Origin of the sequence: Dactylosporangium sp. McL0621, assembly GCF_049995355.1 — a bacterium.
Taxonomy (GTDB): Bacteria; Actinomycetota; Actinomycetes; order Mycobacteriales; family Micromonosporaceae; genus Dactylosporangium.
Genome location: NZ_CP188259.1, coordinates 10,828,694 through 10,849,460 on the forward strand (window position 1 = coordinate 10,828,694; position 20,767 = coordinate 10,849,460).

The following is a 20,767-nucleotide window of genomic DNA, read 5'->3' on the forward strand; positions in this document are numbered from 1 at the left end:
CGAGACGACGGACGAGCCCGGACCGGCGGCGAGAGGCGTGCCAGCCCCTGGGGACGAACGCGGGCCAGGAGCACCCACGGGCGAACCGTCACGCCGGGAGGACGACGAGACCGGGACGGACGAATCCGGGCCGTCGGCAAAAGGTGCGCCCCGAGCCGCCAAGGACGAGCTCGAGCCAGGAGCGGCCGAGGGCGCGGCATCTCGCCGGGAGACCGGCGAGGCCGCGACGGACGAGTCCGGACCAGCAGCGAAAGGCGCGACCGAGGCCGCGACTCGCCGGGAGACCGGCGAGGCCGCGACGGACGAGCCCGGACCGGCGGCAAAAGGCGCGACCGAGCCCGGGTCGTCAGCAAGAAGCGCGCGCGGGGCCGCTAAAAACGAGCCCGAGCCAGGAGCGACCGGGGCCGCTAAGGACGAGTGCGAGGCTGGGGCGGCCAGGGGTTCGCTGTCTCGCCCCGCGGGCGGTGGGGCCCTGAAGGGCGAGCGCGACTGGCTGGTGGTGGGAGGCACGGGCGTGGCTGGGCGGCGGGTCAGCTGGCCAGGCCTTCGAGCCTCGGCTGGTACGAGTAGCCGAGGGCGACCTCGACGACCGCGATGAACTGCTCCGCGGAGCGCATCAGGTCGTCGGCCTCGCGGGCGGTGACCACGCGCGGGATGCCGGCCTCGGCGGCGGAGCGCTTGCTCGCGGTCGAGGCGAAGAAGGCGGCCCACTCGCTCAGTTCCGGGGCGACCAGGACCAGCAGCGACCAGACGCTTGTCACGCGGCTGCGACGGCCGGGGGCGGCGGGGACGGCCCGGGCGGCCAGGACCGCGGCGGCCGCGCGCAGGGCCGCCAGGTGGGCGGTCGCGTAGCGCATGCCGTCGGCGCGGATCTCGGTGGCCTCTTCCAGGCCGTGGCGGGCCATGGTGAGCAGCTCGCGCGGGGTGCGGTGGGGAAGCGCGTGTGCGGGGATCGGGAGCTGCTGGCGGGAGGCACCGCCGCTCGGCCCGGGGGCCGGGAAACGACTGATGTTGGACGAGCTGGACGAACGGTTCGTCGGCATCGGTGCTCTCCCTCGGTGGTGCGTCGGCAGGGTCGGGCCTGCGCCTGTGGGTGCGCGTGGTGCGCGTGCCGGGCCGCCGCGGGGGGAGTCGCGACCGTCTGGCGATGTGCGTTTGCAAGTTGGCGATATGTAGGGCGAACTGAAGCTCGAGCCGCGGACCTCAGGCCGCAGGATCGAGGTCGGGCAGAGGCCCGCGACGGCGACGGCGTGCCGGTCGGGCGTGGAGCTTCCCCACACCACACCCGACCGGCTGGGTCGCCGTCCGCCGCCCGGGGGTCGTGGGCGGCGAACGGCGGCCCCGCCTGAGGCCGGACCCGCGAAAATCCGGCCTCCGCGGTGTCGCGGACCGCGCTCGGGATTGGCGCCGCGAATCGCCTTCCCCGAAGCAGTTCGAACACTCGTTCGATGGGTTAAGCGTACACCGGGAGGGCCGGTGCGTGGCAATGGTTGGGCGAGGTTTTTCGAACATCCGTTCGGGTGATCACGGCGGAGCCCGGGCGTCCTCATGCGTCCTCCCAGGCCGGCGTGAGTCGCTCACCCACGAAGCGGGCCAGGTCTGCGACCTCGGCCTCCAGCGCACCGCGGACGTCCGCGTCCAGAGCACCGCGGACGTCGGCCTCCAGCGCGCCACGGACGTCCGCGTCCAGCGCGCCACGGACGTCCGCGCCCAGCGCACCGCGGACGTCCGCGCCCAGCGCACCGCGGACGTCCGCGCCCAGCGCACCGCGGACGTCCGCGCCCAGCGCGCCACGGACGTCCGCGTCCAGCGCGCCGCGGACGTCGGCCTCCAGCGCGCCACGGACGTCCGCGCCCAGCGCGCCGCGGACGTCGGCCTCCAGCGCGCCACGGACGTCGGCCTCCAGCGCACCGCGGACGCTGCCCGGCGGGCGGGACGGGCCGAACGGACGCAGCACGACCCGCCGTCCGGAGCGGCGCCACACGCCGGCGACCTGCCCGTCGACCAGCAGCGTCGGGGCGATCATGCCGCCGCCCGCGTTGACCCGGCGGAGGTGTTCGGGGGGCAGGATGAAGGCGCGGTCGCGGTACCCCAGAAGCAATGTGTCGAACGCGCCCAGCAATCGCGGTGGCGGAACGGCCGCGGCCAGGCTCGCGGAGTCGGCGCACAGCGTGAGCGCGAGCCGGGCGGTGGGCAGCGGCAGGCCCGACCAGGCGGCGAGGTCGGCCTCGTCGGCCGGGCCGTAGCCGAGCAGGTAGCGCCGGGCCAGCTCGGCCAGGGCCGCGTCGCCGGAGAACTGGCGCGGGCCGCCCGCCGCGGGGGCGGCCCGGATCTCGTCGGCGAGCAGCACCGTCGGCCGGCCGCTCACGTCGGGGCCGCGGCAGACCACGCCGGCGGAGGCGGCGTAGGCCACCAGGTGCGCGGGGGCCTGCCCGGACGGGTCGACGCGCACTCCCCGGTGCGCGAGCCGGGCGATCAGCTCGCCGCGCTCCATCGGGCCCGCGCCGGCCAGGATGCCGGGCAGTTCGGCCAGCGCCCGCTCGGCGACGGCGTCCGTGACGCCGAGCTCCTCGCGGCGCCGTTGACCCGCGGCCCGGTTGAGCGGGCCGAACATCTCGGTCAGCCAGCCCAGGTCGGCCGCGGCGACCAGGTGCAGGGTGCCGCGCATGAGCCAGGTGCGGGCCAGCTCGCCGCGGGCCAGGGCCGCGTCGACGTCCTCGGCGATCGCGCCCCGGGTGCGGGCGCGGACGGCGAGACGGGCCGCGGGCCAGGACTGGGCCTGTACCCCCACCACCCGCTCGACCGCACCCAGCACGCCGTCCGCGGGTGGCCCGGACAGCAGCTGGGCGCGCATCCGTCGCGCCTCCACCGTCATATCCGCACCATAGCGAGGGGGTACGACAAAAAGTCGAGCGCTGAAACCGCCATATACCCCGGCGACGGATAAATCCGATATGTCGGCTGCGTCGGCCGCGACGCGGCCGACATATCGCGCAGCTGGGCACGTCGCGCAGCTGGGCACGTCGCGCAGCTGGGCACGTCGCACACCCGGGCACGTCGCACACCCGGGCACATCGCCCAGCCGGACACGTCCCCCAGCCGGACACGTCCACGCAGCCGGGAATGTCGTCGCAGCTAGGCATGTCGTTGCAGCCGGGCACGTCCGCCCAACCGGACATGTCACGCACCCGGACGTGTCCACGCAGCCGGGAAATGTCGCCGCAGCTAGGCATGTCGTTGCAGCCAGACATGTTGCCGCAGCCGAACATGCCTCGCGACCCAACATGTCGCTGTAGCCGGACAAGCCGCGCAGCCGAGCCGGCCGCACAGCCGGACATGTCGCCGTAGTCGGACAAGCCATACCGCCGGACATCTCGCTGTAGTCGGATATGTCCGCCATCGCCGGACAAGCCAGCCGCTGGACATGCCGAGCAGCCGAAACAGGCCGCGCAGCCAAACAAGTCGCCGCCGGCTACACGCGCCGCCACAGCCGGACACGTCGTCGCAGCTGGACCGGGCCACGCAGCCAGAAGGCTCCCAGAAAGCCAAGGCAAGATAGACGCATGCAGCCTCATCCCAACGTCCAGGCGATCCAGGACGCCCTCGATGCGGCCGGGGCGCGGGACGCCGCCGGCCGGCCCTGCCGCGTCAAGGTTCTCACCGAGCCGGTCAGCACTGCCGCCGCCGCGGCCGCCGCGATCGGTATCGACGTGGGTCAGATCGCCAACTCGCTCATCTTCAACGCCGACGGCGAGGCGCTGCTCGTGCTCACCTCCGGCGCGCACCGGGTCGACACGGCCAAGGTCGCCGCGCTCCTCGGGATCGCCAAGCTCAAGCGGGCCGACGCGGACTTCGTGCGCACTAGCACCGGGCAGGTCATCGGCGGGGTGTCGCCGCTGGGCCACCCGAAGCCGTTGCGCACGCTGGTGGACGTGGACCTCGGGCAGTACGGCGAGATCTGGGCCGCGGGCGGCATCCCCCAGGCGGTCTTCCCGATCACCTACGCGGAGCTGGTGCGCATCACCAGCGGTACCACCGCCGAAGTGGCGTGACCGTCCGGCTGCACGTGTGGCGCGTGCCCCGGCGCGCGATCCCGGCGATGTTCTGGTCCATGGCGTTCGACCGGGCGCGGGTCCGGCGCGAGGCGGAGTTCGCCAAGCTGCTCGGCACCGGCCGGGACAGCGAGTTCGGGGTGGGCTCGGCCGACCTGACCCGCTGGGCCGCTCTCGTGGTGGCAGAAGCGGCGACGGTACCGCCGATGCGCGGCGCGACCGCGCACTGCACCCTGACACTGGAGCCGATCGCCAGCCGCGGAACGTGGTCCGGAAAGTCCCCGTTCACCCCGGAACGCACCAGGCCGGACGACGGGCCGATCGCGGTCCTGACCCGGGCCCGGCTGAGCCCTCGGCGAGCGCGGGCGTTCTGGCGCGCCATCGGGCCCGTCGGCGCCGCCCTGGCGGGGGCGGAGGGGCTGCACTGCGCCTTCGGGTTCGGCGAGGCACCCGTAGGATTCCAGGGCACGATGAGCGTCTGGCGCTCCGCGGCGGACGTCGGGCGGTTCGCGTACCGTCGGCCCGAGCACGCCGAGGTCGTGACGCGCACGGCGCAGCTGGGGTGGTACGCGGAGGAGTTGTTCGCCCGGTTCCGCGTGCTCGGCATCGACGGCGACCGAGAGGTGATCGGGTGGAGGGACGGCCAGTGAGGCTCGTGCGGTGGCGCGGCGAGGACCTGCTCGAGCGGCTCGACGACGTCATCGCCGTGTACGGGGAGGCGATGGGGTACTCCGTGCAGCTGCTGCAGACGCGCCGCGGCTACGTCGCCGGGCACACCCGCCGCGAGTCGTTCGAGGCGGTCGCCACGCTCGACGACGACGACCATCTGCTCGGCTTCGGGTACGGCTACCGCGGCGCCGGCGGGCAGTGGTGGCACGACCAGGTGCGCAACGCGCTGCGCCGCGACGCCCGCAAGTTCTGGCTCACCGACTGCTTCGAGCTGGTCGAGCTGCACGTCCGCCCGGCCGCCCAGGGCCACGGCATCGGCGCGCGCCAGCTGCACGACCTGCTCACCCGCGCCCCGCACCAGTCCGTGCTGCTGTCCACGCCCGAGGCGCCCGAGGCGACCTCGCGGGCCTGGCGGCTGTACCGCCGGTTCGGTTTCGTCGACGTCCTGCGCCACTTCAACTTCCCGGGCGACGACCGCCCCTTCGCCGTGCTGGGCCGCCGGCTGCCCCTGTGAAACCGCTCTGGGCGCTGCTCGCCGCCCTCGTCCTGGCCGAGATCGCCTACCCGCTGACCGAGGGCCACGCCCGGGCCGCGCTCGTGGTCGCCACGGTATGTCTCGGCTACGCGATGTCGGTCGGGCACGCCGGGGCGACCCGCGGCGCGCGTACCGCCGGCGCCCTGGTGCTCGTCACGACCGGCGGCGGCTTCCTCGTCGAGGCGGCCGGGCGCGCGACCGGCTACCCGTTCGGCGACTACGACTACACCGGCGCGCTCGGCCCGCGGCTGCTCGGCGTGCCGCTGGTCATCCCGCTGGCGTGGACGTGGATGGCGTGGCCCGCGTGGGTGGCCGCGGGGCGGCTCGTGGCCCGGACGGGCGCCCGCATCGCCGTGGCCGGGGCCGGGCTCGCGGCCTGGGACCTGTTCCTCGACCCGCAGATGGTTTCGCAGCGGTACTGGCTGTGGCACACGGACTCCGCCGCGCTCCCGGGCGTGCCGGGCATCCCGCTCACCAACTACCTCGGCTGGCTGGCCGTGGCCGTCGCGCTCATGGCCCTGCTGCGCCTCGCGATCGGGGCCGACCCGGCGCGGCCCGGGGCCGACGCGCCCATGTACGCGATGTACCTCTGGACGTACACCTCGAGCATCCTGGCCCATGCGGTCTTCCTCGGCCTCCCCGCGTCGGCGGCCTGGGGCGCCGCGGGCATGGGGCTCGTCGCGATCCCGCTGGCGGTGCGGCTGTGGCGCTCCTGATCGCCTGCGCGGCCCTGTTCGCGCTGCTGGTGCACACCCTCGTGAACGCGCGCCTGCTGCGGCGGCCCGGGTCCCCGGCCGGCTCCACAAAGGACTCGATCGCGGTACTGCTGCCGCTGCGCGACGAGGCGGACCGGGTCGAGCCGTGCCTGCGCGCGCTGCTCGAACTGCCGCCCGCGGTGCGCCTGCTGGTGCTCGACGACGGCTCGACCGACGGCACCGCCGAGCTGGTACGGCGCGTGGGCGGCGACCGGGTCACGCTGCTGAGCGGGCGGCCGCCGCCGCCGGGCTGGCTGGGCAAGCCGCACGCGTGCCAGCAGCTGGCCGACGCGGCGGACGACGCGACGGTACTCGTCTTCGTCGACGCCGACGTGGTGCTCGCGCCGGACGCCGCCGACCGCGCGACCGTCCTGCTGCGACGGTCCGATGTGGACCTGCTCAGCCCGTACCCGCGCATCGAGACCGGCGGCGCCGGCGAGCGCCTGGTCCAGCCGCTGCTGCAGTGGTCGTGGCTGACGTTCCTGCCGCTGCGGGCGATGGAGCGCTCGCCCCGCCCGTCGCTGGCCGCGGCCGGCGGGCAGTTCCTCGTCGTGCGCCGCGACGCGTACGTGCGCGCGGGCGGCCACGCGGCGGTGCGGGACAAGGTGCTGGAGGACATCGAGCTCGCGCGGGCGGTGAAGCGCTCCGGTGGGCGGATCGCGCTCGCGGACGGCTCGGGGCTGGCGCGCTGCCGGATGTACACCTCCTGGAGCGAACTCGCCGAGGGCTACTCGAAATCGCTCTGGGCCTCCTTCGGCTCGCCCGGGGGCGCGGCCGCGGTGCTGGGGCTGCTGCTGGCGCTCTACGTCGTGGCGCCCGCGGCCGTCCTGTTCGGACAGTGGTGGGGGATCCTGGCGTACGCGCTCGGCGTGGCCGGGCGCGTGGTGAGCGCCCGGGCGACGGGTGGCCGTGCGCTGCCCGACGCGCTCGCCCACCCGGTCTCGGTGCTGTTGTTCGCGTGGCTGGTGGTGCGCTCGTTCGCGTACCGCCGGCGCACGACGTGGAAAGGGCGCCCGACGTGGCTTCCGTAGTTGTCGTCGGCGCCGGCGTCGGCGGGCTCGCGGTCGCCGCGCGCCTGGCCGCGGCCGGGCATCGGGTGCAGGTGTTCGAGCAGGCCGGCACGGTCGGCGGCAAGCTCGGGCGGCACGTGCGGGAGACCGCGGCGGGCACGTTCCGCTTCGACACCGGCCCGAGCCTGTTCACCCTGCCCCAGGTCGCGGCCGAGCTGTTCGCGGCGACGGGCGGCGGCGGCCTGGACCTCGTGCCGCTCGACCCGATCGTCCGGCACCACTTCCCGGACGGCTCCACCCTGGACTCCGCGGCCGGCGACGCGTTCGCAGATCGGATCGCGGAGACTTTCGGCGCGGAGGCGGCCGCGGACTGGCGCCGGCTGTGGCGGCGCGCCGGGCGGGTCTGGGCGACGTCGTGGCGGCACGTGCTGACCGCGCCCGTGGACAACCCAGTGCGCATGGCCGGCCTGGCCTGGCGGCTGCGGGACCTGGCCGCAATCGCCCCGGGCCGCACCCTGCGCGGGCTCGGGCGCACGCACCTGCGCGACCCGCGCCTGCGGATGCTGCTGGACCGCTACGCGACGTACACCGGCGCCGACCCGCGCCGAGCCCCGGCCGCGCTGCTGGCGATCCCGTTCGCCGAGCTGGAGTTCGGCGGCTGGTACCTCCGCGGCGGCCTCGGCACCCTGGCCGACGCGCTGCTGGCCCGCGGCGAGTCGTTGGGCGTGCGCGTGGTCACCGGGGCCCCGGTGCGCTCGATCACGGTCACTGGCTCCCGCGCGTCCGGCGTGGTGCTGGCCGACGGCACCACGATCCCGGCCGACGTCGTGGTGGCGAACGCCGATGCGCTGCACGTGTACCGCGACCTGCTCCCCCGTCGCCGCCTGGCCCACCGCCTGGAGGCCCGCAGCCTGGGCGGCTTCGTCATGCTGCTGGGCCTGCGCGGGCGCACCCCGGGCCTGGCCCACCACACGGTCTTCTTCCCGCGCGACTACGACGCCGAGTTCGACGCCGTCTTCGGTACGCCGCCCCGCCCCGTCGAGGACCCGACGGTCTTCGTCACCGCGGCGGACGACCCGCTCGTGCGCCCGGACGGCCACGAGGGCTGGTTCGTACTCGTGAACGCGGCCCCGCAAGGCCCCGTCGACTGGCCCGCCGAGGCGGACGCCTACGCGGAGCGCGTTCTCGACGTGCTGGCGGCGCGCGGCCACGACGTACGCGCCCGCCTCCTGTTCCGCGACGTACTCACGCCGGCGGACCTGGAGCGGTCGACGCGCTCGCCGGGGGGCGCGATCTACGGCACGGCGAGCCACGGGCTGGGCGGGCTGCTACGGCCGCCGAACCGGGCGCCGGTGCGGGGCCTGTTCCTGGTGGGCGGCTCGGTCCACCCCGGCGGTGGGCTGCCTCTGGTGATGCTGTCAGCCAAGATCGTCGCGGACCTGATCGGTGGCTCCCGGTAGTTCTCGCCTCCTCTCGCCGGCTTGCCCGCGTTGACTGGTCGCGTTGACCGGCCGCGCTGGCCGACTGCGTTAACTGAACGCATTGACCAACCCCGTTGACCCCGGCCGCATTCACCAGTCCGTTGACCCGGCCGCATTCACCAGTCCGTTGACCCGGCCGCGTTGACCGGCCGCGTTGACCGGCCGCGTTGACCGGCCGTTGACTGGTCGCGTTGACTGGTCGCGATCCGATTCCCTCGGAATCGGATTTATACCCGGCCAGGAGATAAGTCCGATAAGTCGCGGCGCGAAGCGCCCGACTTATCGTTTCCGCTGTTCACTGCCGTCCTCGACGGGGCCGGCGGAGGAATCGCGCTCAGCTTGAACCGCGATCCGATTCCTCCGGAATCGGATTTATACCCCGACAGGAGATAAATCCGATAAGTCGCGGCGCGGAGCGCCCGACTTATCGCTTCCAGAGCTCAGCGCAGGGCTCGATTGACCGCACGCAGGAGTTGCACGAAGCCCACCAGCGCGACCACCAGCGTCGCGGCCAACGTCACCGTCGCGGCACGGGAGTCCAGCAGGGTCGCCAGCAGGCCGAAGACGGTCAGCAGGATTCTCGTCGGGCGCTCGGCGATGGTCACGGTGCCGATGTCCGTCATGCCGGCGACCGAGGCGCGCGCCCGGACGTACTCGTGCAGCCACATCACGCCGCCCGCCAGCACGGTCAGCCACAGCGGGGCGCCCAGCAGGGCGAAGGCCAGGAGCCAGGCCGCTTCCGAGAGGCGGTCGGCGGCGGAGTCGTACACCTGCCCCAGGCGGCTCGCGCGGTTCGCCAGCACGGCCAGCACGCCGTCGATGGTGTCGGCGAACGCGGAGCACAGGACCAGGACCGCCGCCCAGAAGGCGCCTGCGGGAACCAGGGCGGCGGCCACCGGTACACCCGCGGAAAGCAGCAGGCCGAGGGTCGTCACGGCGTTGGGGCTGCGGACGCCCGCACGCACCAGGATGACTCCCAGTGCGTGGCCGAGGCGGAGCCAGCCCCGGACCAGGGCCGGCGCCGTCCGCGGGTCGTAGCCGCCGTGGGCCGCGGACCAGCGTGTGCAGTACCCGTCCCAGCCGGGGATCTCAGACCCGGGCACCGACGCCGAGCTGCTGCCAGACCTCGCGGGTCGCGGTGGAGCGGTTGAAGGTGATGAAGTGGATGCCCGGCACGCCCTCGTCCAGCAGGCGCTGGCTCATCTGGGTGCAGTGGTCGATGCCGAGGCGGCGCACGGCCTCCGGGTCTTCGGCCACGCGCTCGAAGCGCGCCGCGAGCGCCGGCGGGAACGGGGCGCCGGTCAGCTGCTGGGAGCGGGCGATCGTGCCCATCTTGGTGACGGGCATGATCCCGGCCACGATCGGGGTGCTACAGCCGGCCGCGGCGACCCGGTCGCGCAGGCGCAGGTAGTCGTCGACGTCGAAGAACATCTGGGTGATGGCGAAGTCGGCGCCGGCGCGGCACTTGCGCACGAAGTTGGCGGTGTCGGCCTCGACGTCGGCGGAGCGCGGGTGCTTGTACGGGAACGCGGCCACGCCGATGCTGAAGTCCCCGGCCTCGTGGACGAGGCGGACCAGGTCCTCGGCGTAGAGCACGCCATCGGGGTGGCGGACCCACTCCCCCATCGGGTCGCCGGGCGGGTCGCCGCGCACGAGCAGGAAGTTGCGGATGCCGGCCCCGGCGAGCTGGCCGATGACGTTGCGCAGCTCCGCGATGGAGTGGTTCACGGCGGTCAGGTGCGCCATGGGCAGCAGCGTCGTCTCGGCGGCGACGCGCTCGGTCACGGCGACGGTGGTGTCGCGGGTGGAGCCGCCCGCACCGTACGTGATCGACACGAACGACGGCTGGAGCGACTCGAGCTCACGGATCGCCTGCCACAGCTGCCGCTCACCCTCGGGCGTCTTGGGCGGGGAGAACTCGAACGAGAACGTGGGGGCCTGCCGCGCGATCAGGTCACCGATCGCGGCGGGTCCACCGGCCATGACAGAGGGAAGTCCGAGAGCCACGCCCATGACTGTAGTGCCCCGGGCCGGTGGATGAGGACTCCGTTTCACGTGCAGGAACCTGTCGTACCCCTGGGGTATAAGGAGGTGGACTTTGCTTCGGGTGGGTTCCGCCACGGTGGCGGCCGCCCGGGGCGGCGTTCCCGGGAGGTGGATCATGCCTGTTCGACCCGACCCCGTCCCGGGCGACGACGAGACGTTCGGCGCCCTGCTCACCCGCCTGCGCCTGGCGCGCGGACGTTCCCAGCTGCGGCTGGCCGAGATGCTGTGCGCGGCCGCGGACGTGCCCACGATCACACGGCACGAGGTGTCGCGCTGGGAGCGGGGCGAGCGCGTGCCGGGACCGCCGTGGCTGGCGTGGCTGGCGTTCGTACTCCAAACGCCCCTCGACGACCTCGAACGCGCGGCGGCCCGCACCCGCCGCGGCCCGATCCCGGCCCGTCCCCGCGATGCGGCCGCGGACCGGTACGAAGCGGTGGACGGCGCCGCGGGGGGCGCCGGGCCTCGGCGGCACGGATCGGTGGCCGGCACACGCGGACGCCAGCCGGTGGACGACGGAGCCGGCAGCGGCGGACCGGGACGGCGCGAGCCGGCGGACGGTGCGGACAAGCGCGAGCGGGCGGGCGGCGGAGGCGAGCGGGAAGGTCGGGAAGGGCCGGAGTGGGGCGGGCCGGAAGTCGACGCCGGGCGGGTCGCGGAGCTGCGGCGGATGGACGATCTCCTGTCGGGGCCCGAGGTCGTGCGGGTTGTGCGGGACGCGTACGCGGCCGCGGCTCGGCGGGTCGCCGGCGGTGGTGGGCGGGCCGAGTTTGCGCTGGTCGCGGAGCTCGCGCAGCTCGCCGTGTGGGCCGGGGTCGATGCCGGGGCGGACGGCGGCGGGCGGGCGGTGGCCGGGCTCGTTCGGGACGGGGTGCGGGCCGCGGTGCGTGGTGGGCAGCGGGGGCTGGCCGGGCATCTGCTCGGGTGCCTGGCGCAGCTGCGGGCCGAGGACGGGGACGGCGCCGGGGCGTTGCGGCTGGCCCGGGCGGCGCGGCGGATCGCTGAGCCCGCCGACTCCGGGACACTCGCAGTCCTGTGGCTGCGTGAGGCGGCGGCTGCGGCGGCCGGTGGGGAACGGGGCCGGTGCGATGCCGCGCTCGCCGCGGCCGGGAAGGCGCACGGGCGGCGGTCGGACGAGCATGACCCCCCGTGGCTGTACTGGCTCGATGACGTCCACCTCGCGGCCGCCGCCGGGCGCTGTCAGGCGGTGCTCGGGCGGCACCGGCTTGCGCTGCGGCTGTTCGAGGGCGCGCTCCGGCCGTCCGCCTCACCCGGCCGGGCTACGGCCAACGACGGCGCGCCGGCCTGGACCAGCACAGAGCGGCCACCGACCGGCGCAAGGCCCGCCGGGACCAGCACAGAACCGCTACAGACCAGCGGAAGACCGGCATGGGCCAGTGCAAGGCGGACACCGATCAGCGGAAGGGCGGTGTGGACCAGCGGGGGCGGGCCGGTGCGGTTGCGCGCGCTGGGGCTTCTGCACCTCGGGCGGGCCCGTGCGCTCACCGCGGCCGGCGAGCTCGAAGAGGGCTGTGCGGCGGCGCGGCTCGGGCTCGGGGCCGGGGTCGGGTGCGGATCGGTGAGGGTGGCTCGGGAGCTCGAGGTGATCCTCTCCGGGCTTCGGCGGGCGCGGCGGTATCGGGAATTGGAGGAAATGTACGAGTCTGTGCGCTGGACCGGCCGGGACGGGGGCGACACCCGCTCGGCGAGGCGGCTGGTTTCGGACTAGCGTCTTTGCCGTGACGCACCCCTTTCTCGACCGGGCCGGGCTTCGTGAGCGGGTCCGCGCGGCCCTCGCCGCGTTCCTGCGACGGCGGCGCGACCGGCTGACCGAGATCGAGGCCGAGGCTCTCGCGCCCGTCGCGGACGCCATCGAGGCGCTGGTGCTCGGGGGTGGCAAGCGGCTGCGGCCGGCCTTTGCCTACTGGGGGTACCGCGGGGCCGGCGGCGCGGACCGGGACGAGATCCTGGCGGCGGTCGCGGCGCTGGAGCTGGTACAGGCGAGCGCGCTCATCCACGACGACGTGATGGACGGGTCCGAGACGCGGCGCGGGGAGCCGGCCGTGCACCGGCGGTTCGCCACCCTGCACGCGGCCGGCGGGTGGCGGGGGGACGGCGACGGGTTCGGTACCGCGGCGGCGATCCTGCTCGGCGACCTGTGCCTGGTCTGGTCCGACGAGATGCTGCACGCCAGCGGGGTCGACCCGGTGACGCTCGCCCGCGCGCGGCCGGTCTTCGACGACATGCGGACCGAGGTGACCATCGGGCAGTACCTCGACGTGCAGACCCAGGCCACCGGCGACACGTCCACCGACCGGGCGAGCCTGGTGGCGCGGTTCAAGTCCGCGAAGTACACCATCGAACAGCCGCTGGTGTTCGGCGCGGCGCTGGCCGACGGGGGGCGGCTCGCCAAGGCGTACTCGGCGTTCGGGCTGCCGCTCGGCGAGGCCTTCCAGCTGCGCGACGACGTGCTCGGCGTGTTCGGCGACCCCGCGGTGACCGGCAAGCCGGCCGGGGACGACCTGCGCGAGGGCAAGCGGACCTACCTGATCGCGGCCGCGATCGAGGAGACGGGCACGACACTGTTCGACGAGCACCTCGGCGACCCGAAGCTGGGTCCCGAAACCATCCAGGAGCTGCGCGACACGATCGTGGCGAGCGGGGCGCTGCGGCGCACCGAGGAGCGGATCGCGCAGCTGACCGAGGCGGCGCTGGACGCGCTGGCCGGCGCCGAGATCACGGACGAGGCCCGGGAGGTTCTGACGGGCCTGGCGCAGGCGGCGACGCAGCGGGCGGTCTGAACCGGACCCACAGCGCCAGCGTGCTGAGCACGAGCGCGAAGCCGAACAGCAGGTCCTCGACGGGCGCGTACGCCAGCCGTACCCCCAGGATCGCCGACGGGTTGTAGAGCACCACCCCGCGGCCGGTCAGGATGCCGTTGGACAGCAGCTGGAAGACGATCACGATCGGGTACGAGCACCAGAACACACGCCCGAGGACGACCCTTGTGCGCAGCACGGCCACATCGAGTACCAATGCCGCCGCCACGCCGAGAACGGCGGCCGTGGTGTAGGTCACCGCTGCGACCACCGCTGCAGCGTCAGCCGGGTCGCCTCGAACCCGAGGATCGCGCAGACCGGCACGACGAGGAAGAAGAGCAGCTCCTCGAGCGGCAGGCCACCCGGAAGGATGACCCCGGTGATCTGGCGCGGGTCGAAGGTCCAGTGCCCGGCGTGGATGGCGAGCAGGTCCCAGACCACGAACACGGCCGCGACCGGTGCGACGGTCAGCACGAGCCGCCGCACCTGCCGCAGGACGCCGACCTTCAGCAGCGGCTCCAGCCACAGCGCGCCGAACAGGCAGCCGGCCAGGACCAGCAGATAGGTCCAGTGCACCGTCAGAAGCCCAGCGCCTGCGCGCGCCGCTTGATCTCGGTCGCGCGGTTGCCGCGCAGCGCCTCCGCCGGGGTGCCCGGCAGCGACTCGTCGGGCGTGTACAGCCACCGGAGGGCCTCCGGCTCGTTGTACCCAGCGTCGTACAACAACCTCAGCACGCCGGGAAGGTGCTTGACCACCTCGCCGTCCAGGATGAAGTCCGCGGGGACGCGCAGCACGCCCTTCTCGCGCACCGCGATCAGGATGTTGTCCCGGACGAGCTGGTGTACCCGGTTCACCGGGATGCCGAGGCGCTCGGCGACGTCGGGCATGGTCAGCCACTCGGCGGGGCCGGCAGGTTCTTCGCTCACAGAAGCAGGTTAAACCGCGCAACGCGACGGGGAAGGAACGGGCAGTGCGGCTCTTGCTCAAGGTCCACCGAGAGGTCGCCGGTGCCTGGCGCTCCGCGTGCTACGACATGTACCGGCACGCGAACCGCCGCCGCGCGGTGCGCCTGCGGATGGCGGAGACGGCCGAGTACGGGCCGCGCCACCACCGCGGGCAGCACGTCATGCGCGCCTCCAACCGCAACCGCGCGGCCGCCACGACCGGCGTCGCGCTGCCGGTCGGGGGCGGCGCCGCGGGCACGTACCTCGCCGTGGCCGGCAGCCTGGCCGCCCTGCAGACCGAGCCCTACGAGGCCCCGGTCGCCGCGCCCGCCGCCCCCGCGCCGGGCACCGGATCCGCGCCGAGCCTGATCCGCCCGCCGGCGCCGCAGCCGACCCAGGTCCGGCCCCAGGTGCGCCGGACGACGCCCCCCGCCGTGCTGGCGATGCCCGAGGTTCCGGCCCCGGCAGATGTACCCACTCAGCAGACGACGGATCCCGAGAGCACCCCGACGCCGTCGCCGAGCGCCACGCCCAGCGAGACGACCGGTCCATCACCCTCGGTGAGTAGTTCGTCGCCGTCGCCGTCCCCCACAAAGCGCTCGAAATGGGGACGATCCTCCGAGGACCGTGCAGGACGCTGAGCTTTCGGGTCCCCCAGCCGTACACTCGCAGCCAATGGATACCACGGTCGCCGATCCTCTGCTCGGTGCGCTTGTCGACGGGCGCTACCGCGTTCGCTCGCGTGTCGCCAAAGGCGGCATGGCGACGGTCTACACGGCGCTCGACGAGCGGCTCGAACGCACCGTCGCGTTGAAGATCATTCACCCGGCGCAGTCCCGTGACCCGCTGTTCGTGGACCGGTTCACCGACGAGGCCAAGACGATCGCACGACTGACCCACCCGAACGTGGTCGCCGTGTACGACCAGGGCACGCACCACGGGCTGCCGTATCTGATCATGGAGTACGTCCGCGGCCACACCCTGCGCGAACTGCTCGCCGAGCGGCGCCGCCTGCAGCCGCACGAGGCCCTCGCGATCATGGAGCAGATGCTCGCCGCGATCGCCGCCGCGCACCGCGCCGGGCTCGTGCACCGCGACGTGAAGCCCGAGAACGTGCTCGTCGCCGAGTCGCCGGGCGACACCCACAACCTCATCGACGGCGTGGTCAAGGTGGCCGACTTCGGCCTCGCGCGAGCGGTCGAGGCGAGCGCGGACGAGACCGGCTCGCACCTCATGGCCACCGTCGCCTACGTCGCCCCCGAGCTCGTCACCGACGGTCACGCCGACCCGCGCACCGACGTGTACTCGGCCGGCATCGTGCTCTTCGAGATGCTCACCGGGCGGGTGCCGTACGAGGCCGACCGGCCCGTCGAGGTGGCCTGGCAGCACGTGGATCGCGATGTGCCGTTCCCGTCGCGGTACGTGCCGGGCCTGCCCCCCGCCGTCGACGACCTCGTCGCCCGCGCGACCCGCCGCGACCCGGGCGGCCGCCCGACCGACGCCGGCGCGATGCTCGCCGAGGTGCAGGCGGTCCGCGAGGACATCGGCACCACGCCCACCGGCCGCACGCGCCAGATCGCCCCGCCCACGGTCATGGTGCCGCGGGTCGAGTCGGTGCCGCAGCCGATGACCCAGACCTACCAGGCCAGCCGCCGCCCGTCGTGGGCCCGGCTGCCCGCCTCCGCTCCCCCGGCGGCCGCGGTCGCGCGCCGGCACCGCCCCGACGTCGCCCACCGCGGCGGCGCGGGCGGCGGCCTGTCGGGGCTGATCGCGCAGATCAACGCCAACCCGCGCACCCGCCTCGCGGTGATCGCCGCCATGCTCGCGTTCGGCCTGCTGGTGGCGGTCGGCGGGTACTGGTTCGGCGTCGGGCGCTACACCGACACGCCCGACCTGCGCGCCAAGACCGGCGACCAGGCCGCGCACCTGGCCTCCACCGCCGGGTTCAAGGTCAAGTTCGCCGACCCGAAGTTCGACGCGGTCGTCCCCAAGGACCAGGTGATCTCCCAGGACCCGGCCGCGGGCGGGCGCATCCTCGACGGCGGCACGATCACGCTCACGCTGTCGCTCGGACCCGAGGTGTACAAGGTGCCCGACATCGCCGGCAAGGAGTGGGACCTCGCCCAGGTCGACCTGCAGGCGATGAAGATCGTGGGCAACCGGGCCGAGAAGTTCGACGACGCCGTGCCCGCGGGCTACGTCGTCGACACCGACCCGAAGATCGGCACGCAGGTCAAGCCCGGCCAGACGATCACCGTGTTCGTCAGCAAGGGCCCGAACCCGGTCAAGGTGCCGCTCGTCGTCGGCAAGACGGTCGACCAGGCCAAGACCGACCTGGCCAAGGTGAAGATCGCCCTGGGCAAGGTCGAGGAGGTCGACAGCGACAAGCCGAAGGGCCAGATCGTCTCGCAGAGCATCGGCGACGGCAACAGCGTGGCCGACGGCATGGTCATGGACCTGCAGATCTCCAAGGGCCCGGCCCAGATCCCGATGCCCGAGGTGCGCAACATTCCCCTCGACCAGGCCCGCCAGCAGCTCGAACAGCTCGGCCTGGTGGTCGACTCGCAGGGCTTCGGCACCGTACGCCAGCAGAACCCGGCCCCCGGCACGCCGGTCGTGCCCGGGCAGCACGTCTCCCTCTTCGCGTTCTTCTAATGGGTGACTTTCCGCCGGGCGGTCCGGCCCTCGCCCCGGTCGGCGGGCACGCGCTCGCCGCCGGGGGCCTCGCCAAGGGGGCGCTGCGCTACGTCGAGCGCACGGCGGCGACGGCGGTCCAGGTGTACGTCTCCAACCCCCGTGGCTGGGCCCTGGCCGCCGGCGACCCGAAGCAGGACGACGCGTTCCTCAAGTGCTGCGCCGACCACGGCGTGACCGCGTACGTGCACGCGGCCCTGCTGGTGAACCTCGGCTCGCCGACCGAGGCGACAGTGGAGCGCTCGGTCGCGACCCTGGAGCACGCCCTGCGCCGCGGGCACGCGATCGGCGCGCGCGGCGTCGTCTTCCACGCGGGCTCGGCGGTCGACGCCGGGCATGCGGAGAAGGCCTTTGCGACGGTACGACAGGTGCTTCTTCCGCTTCTGGAGCGAGCCGAACGCGAGGGCTGGCCGCCGCTGCTCGTAGAGCCCAGCGCCGGGGGCGGGCGCTCCCTCGCGTCGCGGGTCGAGCACCTCGCCGAGTACCTGGCCGCGGTCGACCGCCACCCGCACCTGGGCGTCTGCCTCGACACCTGCCACGCGTGGGCGGCCGGGCACGATCTGGCCACGCCCGGTGGCATGACGGCGACGATTGACGCGCTCGTGTCCGCGGCGGGCCCGAACCGGCTCCGGCTCATCCACGCCAACGACTCCAAGGACGCCTGCGGGTCGCTGCGGGACCGCCACGAGTCGCTGGGCAAGGGGCTGATCGGCGCGACCGCGTTCGGCGAGCTGCTGAACCATCCGGCGGCGCGCGGCGTACCGCTGATCGTGGAAACCCCGAGCGGCGACGACCACGCCGACCACGCGGCGGACATCGCACTCCTGCGGGCCTGCACTCCGAGCGCCTGAGGCCGTTGCGCGGAGTTGAGCGGATATGTCGGGCGCTTCGCGCCGCGACATATCCGACATTTCGGTTATGCGGCGTTCTTATCGTCTTTTGACCCTCGGTGCACGCTCGTCGCTAACGCCCCCGCCGGGACGAGTCGGGTGTCGCGGCGGGTTTCGGCCGGGGCGCGGCGAGGGCCGGGCCGTTATCGTGACCTCCGATGCGGCGGGGACGGGGGGCTGAGCCGTGAGCGATCGGGTGGTGCGGCGCGACCTCAACCTGCTCGCGGCCGGGCTGGCGCTGTCCACGGCCGGCGACTCGGCCGCGCTCGTGGCGCTGCTGCTACGCCTCCAGCCACACGGCAGCGGCTGGGTGGCGGGGCTGCTGGCGGCCGAGCTCATCCCGTTCGTGGTACTGGCCCCGCTCACCGGGCGCATCGTGGATCGCTTCGAGACGCGGGCGGTGCTGCTCGTCGCGCTGGCCGGGCAGGCGGTGTTGTGTGTGCCGCTGGCGTACGCGACCGCACTGCTGCCCACGATCGCGCTCTTCGCCGGGGTCACCGCGCTCTCGGCGTTCGTGCGGCCCGCGACCTCGGCCCTGGTGCCGGCGATCACCGGCGAGGGGGACGCGCAGAGCGGGTACTCCCGGCTCGCCACCGGCACCGGGCTCGGCTGGATCGCCGGCCCGGCCGCGGGCGGCCTGCTCACGGGCGCCTTCGGACCGGGGACGGCGATCCTGGTCGACGCGGCCACTTTTGCGGTGCTGACCCTCGCCTGCTCGGCCGTACGGGCCCGCCGCCATCCGGCCGCCGCACCCCCGGACGGCAAGCGGGCCGCCGGCGGGATGCGCCTGATCTTCGGCGACCGCCTCCTGCGCACCGCCCTGCTGGGCAGCGCGATCGCGATCAGCAGCGGCGTGATCGACAACGTGGCGGCGCCGTTCCGCTTCGTCGGCCAGCTGGGCGCGAGCGACTCCGGCTACGGCCTGTACCTCACGCTCTGGGGGCTCGGCGCGCTGATCGGGGCCCAGATCGTGCCCCGGGTCCGGCTCTCCAGCGCGACCCTGCTGGCGCTGGGCAACCTGCTCATCGGGGCCGGCATCGCGGGCATCGGCCTCGCCCCGAGCCTGCTGCTCGCGTACGTCGCATCGACGGCGGGCGGCATCGGCAACGGCGTCGTGAACGTGGCCCAGAACGCGCTGATCAGCACCCGCACCCCGCCGGCGCAGCACGGCCGGGCGTTCGCGGCGTCGGGCGCGGTGATCCAGACGGCGATCGGCCTGGGCACCGCGGCCGCGTCGCCACTGGTGGTCCTGCTGCACGCGGACGGCGCCATGCTCTGCGCGGGCCTGCTGACCTGCGCGACCGCGCTGGTCGCCCTGCTGTTGAACCCGCGGAACCCGGCATAACCGATAAATCCGATATGTCGCGGCGCGGAGCGCCCGACATATCGTGCGGAGGCCGAACACCGGGCGAGTCGGGCTCGAGGCAGACCGCCGCGATAGGTCGGGCCTGCAATAGGGCGCCGTGACAGGTCGGGCTTGAAGCAGTCCGCCGTAATAGGTCGGGCCTGCAACAGGGCGCCGTGACAGGTCGGGCTCGAAGCAGTGCGCCGTAATAGGTCGGGCCTGCAACAGGGCGCCGTGACAGGTCGGGCTTGAAGCAGAGCGCCGCGATAGGTCGGGCCTGAAACAGGGCGCCGTGACAGGTCGGGCTCGAAGCAGTGCGCCGTAATAGGTCGGGTCTGAAGCAGGGCGGCCTGAAGCAAGGGCGTTGAAGACACCGCAACACGAAGCGGGGCGGACCGATATGTCGGGGACTGAAGCGGAGTGCCCGACACATCGGAAAGCGCGCCACTACAGCAAGGTCGGCAGCACCTTCACGGCGTGGTCGATGCCGTCCTCGGTCTGGTCCAGGTGGGTCACCAGGCGCACCAACCTCCGCCCCAGCACCGACACCAGGATGCCCTGCTCGCGCGCCGCCGCCGCGAAGGCCGGGCCGTCCACGGCCGCGCCGGTCAGGTCGAGCGGCACGATGTTGGTGCGAATGCGCGCCGGGTCCACCACGCCGTGCGGGGCCAGGGCCTCGGCCAGGCGGTGCGCCCGGGCGTGGTCCTCGGCCAGGCGCGGAATGTTGTGGCGCAGCGCGTAGAGGCCCGCGGCGGCCAGGATGCCCGCCTGGCGCATCCCGCCGCCGAGGCGCTTGCGGAGCTTGCGCGCCGCGGCGATGTTCGCGGCCGAGCCCACGATGAGCGAGCCGACCGGGGCGCCCAGGCCCTTCGACAGGCAGACCGAGAGCGAGTCGAAGAGGCGGCCGTAGTCGGACAGGGCCACCCCGTCGGCCACGTGCGCGTGCCAGATCCGCGCGCCGTCGCAGTGCAGGTGCACGCCCGCCTCGTCGGCGATCGTGCGCAGGCTCTGCAGCGTCGCGAGCGGGATCACGGCGCCGCCCAGGCGGTTGTGGGTCTGCTCGACGGCGATCGCGCGGGTCGGGACGGCCACGAAGCCGTCCGGGCGGATCATGTCCGCGACGGTCGCGGGGTCGAGGTCGGCGGCCGCGGACGGCCAGGTGCGGGTCGACACGCCGCCCAGGGCCGCGGCGGCGCCGATCTCGTCGGTCACCACGTGGGCGGCGGCGTCGCACAGCAGTTCCTCGCCGCGCGGGACGGCCAGCTGCAGGGCGATCTGGTTGGCCATGGTGCCGCTCGGGGCGAACAGGGCCGCCTCGTGGCCGAAGAGGCCGGCCACGTGCTCCTGCAGCTCGTGCAGGGTCGGGTCCTCGTCGAACACGTCGTCGCCGACCTCGGCCGCCGCCATCGCCTCGCGCATGGCGGGCGACGGCCGGGTGAGCGTGTCGGAGCGGAAGTCGACCACCACGTCAGCCACGCAGCATCGCCCCGACCAGGGAAGCCGACACCAGCGACGGCCGGGTGAGCGTGC

At 74.0% G+C, this 20,767-nt stretch carries 20 protein-coding genes; 12 read left to right on the top strand and 8 right to left on the bottom strand.

All coding sequences use genetic code 11. The annotated features are described in order from the left end of the window. Positions 1-530: 530 nt before the first annotated feature. Both ACPPVO_RS51265 and ACPPVO_RS51270 read right to left on the bottom strand, forming a co-directional pair. Entirely contained in the window at positions 531-1,043 is a 513-nt protein-coding gene (locus tag ACPPVO_RS51265) for an SAV_6107 family HEPN domain-containing protein (RefSeq protein WP_426506532.1), read from the bottom strand. A 503-nt stretch (positions 1,044-1,546) separates the two neighbouring features. Further along, a complete protein-coding gene (locus ACPPVO_RS51270; RefSeq protein ID WP_426506533.1) occupies positions 1,547-2,875 on the bottom strand; it encodes a DNA glycosylase AlkZ-like family protein in 1,329 nt (442 codons plus the stop codon). Between the two features lie 688 nt (positions 2,876-3,563). Between ACPPVO_RS51270 and ACPPVO_RS51275 the strand changes: the two genes are divergently transcribed. The 6 genes from ACPPVO_RS51275 to ACPPVO_RS51300 are packed head-to-tail and all read left to right on the top strand — an operon-like array spanning position 3,564 to position 8,481. After that, a complete protein-coding gene (locus ACPPVO_RS51275; RefSeq protein WP_426506534.1) occupies positions 3,564-4,052 on the top strand; it encodes a YbaK/EbsC family protein in 489 nt (162 codons plus the stop codon). A gap of 47 nt (positions 4,053-4,099) precedes the next feature. Beyond that, a complete protein-coding gene (locus ACPPVO_RS51280; RefSeq protein ID WP_426514851.1) occupies positions 4,100-4,702 on the top strand; it encodes a monooxygenase in 603 nt (200 codons plus the stop codon). Continuing rightward, a complete protein-coding gene (locus ACPPVO_RS51285; protein ID WP_426506535.1) occupies positions 4,699-5,235 on the top strand; it encodes a GNAT family N-acetyltransferase in 537 nt (178 codons plus the stop codon). The genes ACPPVO_RS51280 and ACPPVO_RS51285 overlap by 4 nt, the downstream gene beginning before the upstream one ends. Next, the gene (locus ACPPVO_RS51290; RefSeq protein ID WP_426506536.1) at positions 5,232-5,972 is read left to right on the top strand and encodes a carotenoid biosynthesis protein; all 741 of its coding nucleotides are present in this window, start codon (positions 5,232-5,234) and stop codon (positions 5,970-5,972) included. The genes ACPPVO_RS51285 and ACPPVO_RS51290 overlap by 4 nt, the downstream gene beginning before the upstream one ends. Further along, positions 5,960-7,042, top strand: coding sequence for a glycosyltransferase (locus ACPPVO_RS51295; RefSeq protein ID WP_426506537.1), 1,083 nt, complete (start codon positions 5,960-5,962; stop codon positions 7,040-7,042). The genes ACPPVO_RS51290 and ACPPVO_RS51295 overlap by 13 nt, the downstream gene beginning before the upstream one ends. Next, on the top strand, positions 7,030-8,481 hold the full coding sequence (locus ACPPVO_RS51300; protein ID WP_426506538.1) for a phytoene desaturase family protein: 1,452 nt from the start codon (positions 7,030-7,032) through the stop codon (positions 8,479-8,481). Before ACPPVO_RS51295 ends, ACPPVO_RS51300 begins: the two co-directional genes overlap by 13 nt. A 461-nt stretch (positions 8,482-8,942) precedes the next feature. Here the strand turns inward: ACPPVO_RS51300 and ACPPVO_RS51305 are convergent, their stop codons facing one another. Continuing rightward, positions 8,943-9,605 (bottom strand): CDP-alcohol phosphatidyltransferase family protein, encoded by a 663-nt coding sequence (locus ACPPVO_RS51305; protein ID WP_426506540.1) that lies wholly within the window; start codon positions 9,603-9,605, stop codon positions 8,943-8,945. Next, positions 9,592-10,509 (bottom strand): methylenetetrahydrofolate reductase [NAD(P)H], encoded by a 918-nt coding sequence (gene metF / locus ACPPVO_RS51310; RefSeq protein ID WP_426506542.1) that lies wholly within the window; start codon positions 10,507-10,509, stop codon positions 9,592-9,594. Before metF ends, ACPPVO_RS51305 begins: the two co-directional genes overlap by 14 nt. A 154-nt stretch (positions 10,510-10,663) precedes the next feature. Here metF and ACPPVO_RS51315 point away from each other — a divergent pair, with 154 nt between their 5' ends. Together ACPPVO_RS51315 and ACPPVO_RS51320 are read left to right on the top strand one after the other, a co-directional pair. After that, the gene (locus ACPPVO_RS51315; protein WP_426506543.1) at positions 10,664-12,274 is read left to right on the top strand and encodes a hypothetical protein; all 1,611 of its coding nucleotides are present in this window, start codon (positions 10,664-10,666) and stop codon (positions 12,272-12,274) included. Between the two features lie 10 nt (positions 12,275-12,284). Continuing rightward, positions 12,285-13,346 carry a polyprenyl synthetase family protein gene (locus tag ACPPVO_RS51320; RefSeq protein WP_426506544.1) on the top strand — a complete coding sequence of 354 codons (1,062 nt, stop codon included), beginning with the start codon at positions 12,285-12,287 and terminating at the stop codon, positions 13,344-13,346. Here ACPPVO_RS51320 and ACPPVO_RS51325 read toward each other — a convergent pair. From ACPPVO_RS51325 to ACPPVO_RS51335, 3 genes are read right to left on the bottom strand one after another with little or no spacing between them, the layout of a single operon-like run. Then, complete coding sequence (locus ACPPVO_RS51325; RefSeq protein ID WP_426506545.1) at positions 13,282-13,635, bottom strand: lycopene cyclase domain-containing protein; 354 nt, start codon at positions 13,633-13,635, stop codon at positions 13,282-13,284. The two genes, ACPPVO_RS51320 and ACPPVO_RS51325, sit on opposite strands and share 65 nt — an antisense overlap. Next, the gene (locus ACPPVO_RS51330) at positions 13,620-13,940 is read right to left on the bottom strand and encodes a lycopene cyclase domain-containing protein (RefSeq protein WP_426506547.1); all 321 of its coding nucleotides are present in this window, start codon (positions 13,938-13,940) and stop codon (positions 13,620-13,622) included. Before ACPPVO_RS51330 ends, ACPPVO_RS51325 begins: the two co-directional genes overlap by 16 nt. A 2-nt stretch (positions 13,941-13,942) precedes the next feature. Then, a complete protein-coding gene (locus ACPPVO_RS51335; RefSeq protein ID WP_426514852.1) occupies positions 13,943-14,251 on the bottom strand; it encodes an Rv2175c family DNA-binding protein in 309 nt (102 codons plus the stop codon). Between the two features lie 83 nt (positions 14,252-14,334). Here ACPPVO_RS51335 and ACPPVO_RS51340 point away from each other — a divergent pair, with 83 nt between their 5' ends. The 4 genes from ACPPVO_RS51340 to ACPPVO_RS51355 all read left to right on the top strand — a co-directional run bounded on the left by ACPPVO_RS51340 (position 14,335) and on the right by ACPPVO_RS51355 (position 19,237). Next, complete coding sequence (locus ACPPVO_RS51340) at positions 14,335-14,949, top strand: hypothetical protein (RefSeq protein WP_426506549.1); 615 nt, start codon at positions 14,335-14,337, stop codon at positions 14,947-14,949. 34 nt (positions 14,950-14,983) lie between these two features. Next, a complete protein-coding gene (gene pknB, locus ACPPVO_RS51345) occupies positions 14,984-16,963 on the top strand; it encodes a Stk1 family PASTA domain-containing Ser/Thr kinase (RefSeq protein ID WP_426506550.1) in 1,980 nt (659 codons plus the stop codon). Next, positions 16,963-17,853: a deoxyribonuclease IV gene (locus ACPPVO_RS51350; RefSeq protein WP_426506551.1), complete on the top strand. Its 891-nt coding sequence runs from the start codon at positions 16,963-16,965 to the stop codon at positions 17,851-17,853. The genes pknB and ACPPVO_RS51350 overlap by 1 nt, the downstream gene beginning before the upstream one ends. A 223-nt stretch (positions 17,854-18,076) precedes the next feature. Beyond that, positions 18,077-19,237, top strand: coding sequence for an MFS transporter (locus ACPPVO_RS51355; protein WP_426506553.1), 1,161 nt, complete (start codon positions 18,077-18,079; stop codon positions 19,235-19,237). A gap of 447 nt (positions 19,238-19,684) precedes the next feature. Here the strand turns inward: ACPPVO_RS51355 and ACPPVO_RS51360 are convergent, their stop codons facing one another. Continuing rightward, a complete protein-coding gene (locus ACPPVO_RS51360) occupies positions 19,685-20,713 on the bottom strand; it encodes a threonine aldolase family protein (protein WP_426506555.1) in 1,029 nt (342 codons plus the stop codon). Positions 20,714-20,767: the final 54 nt, after the last annotated feature.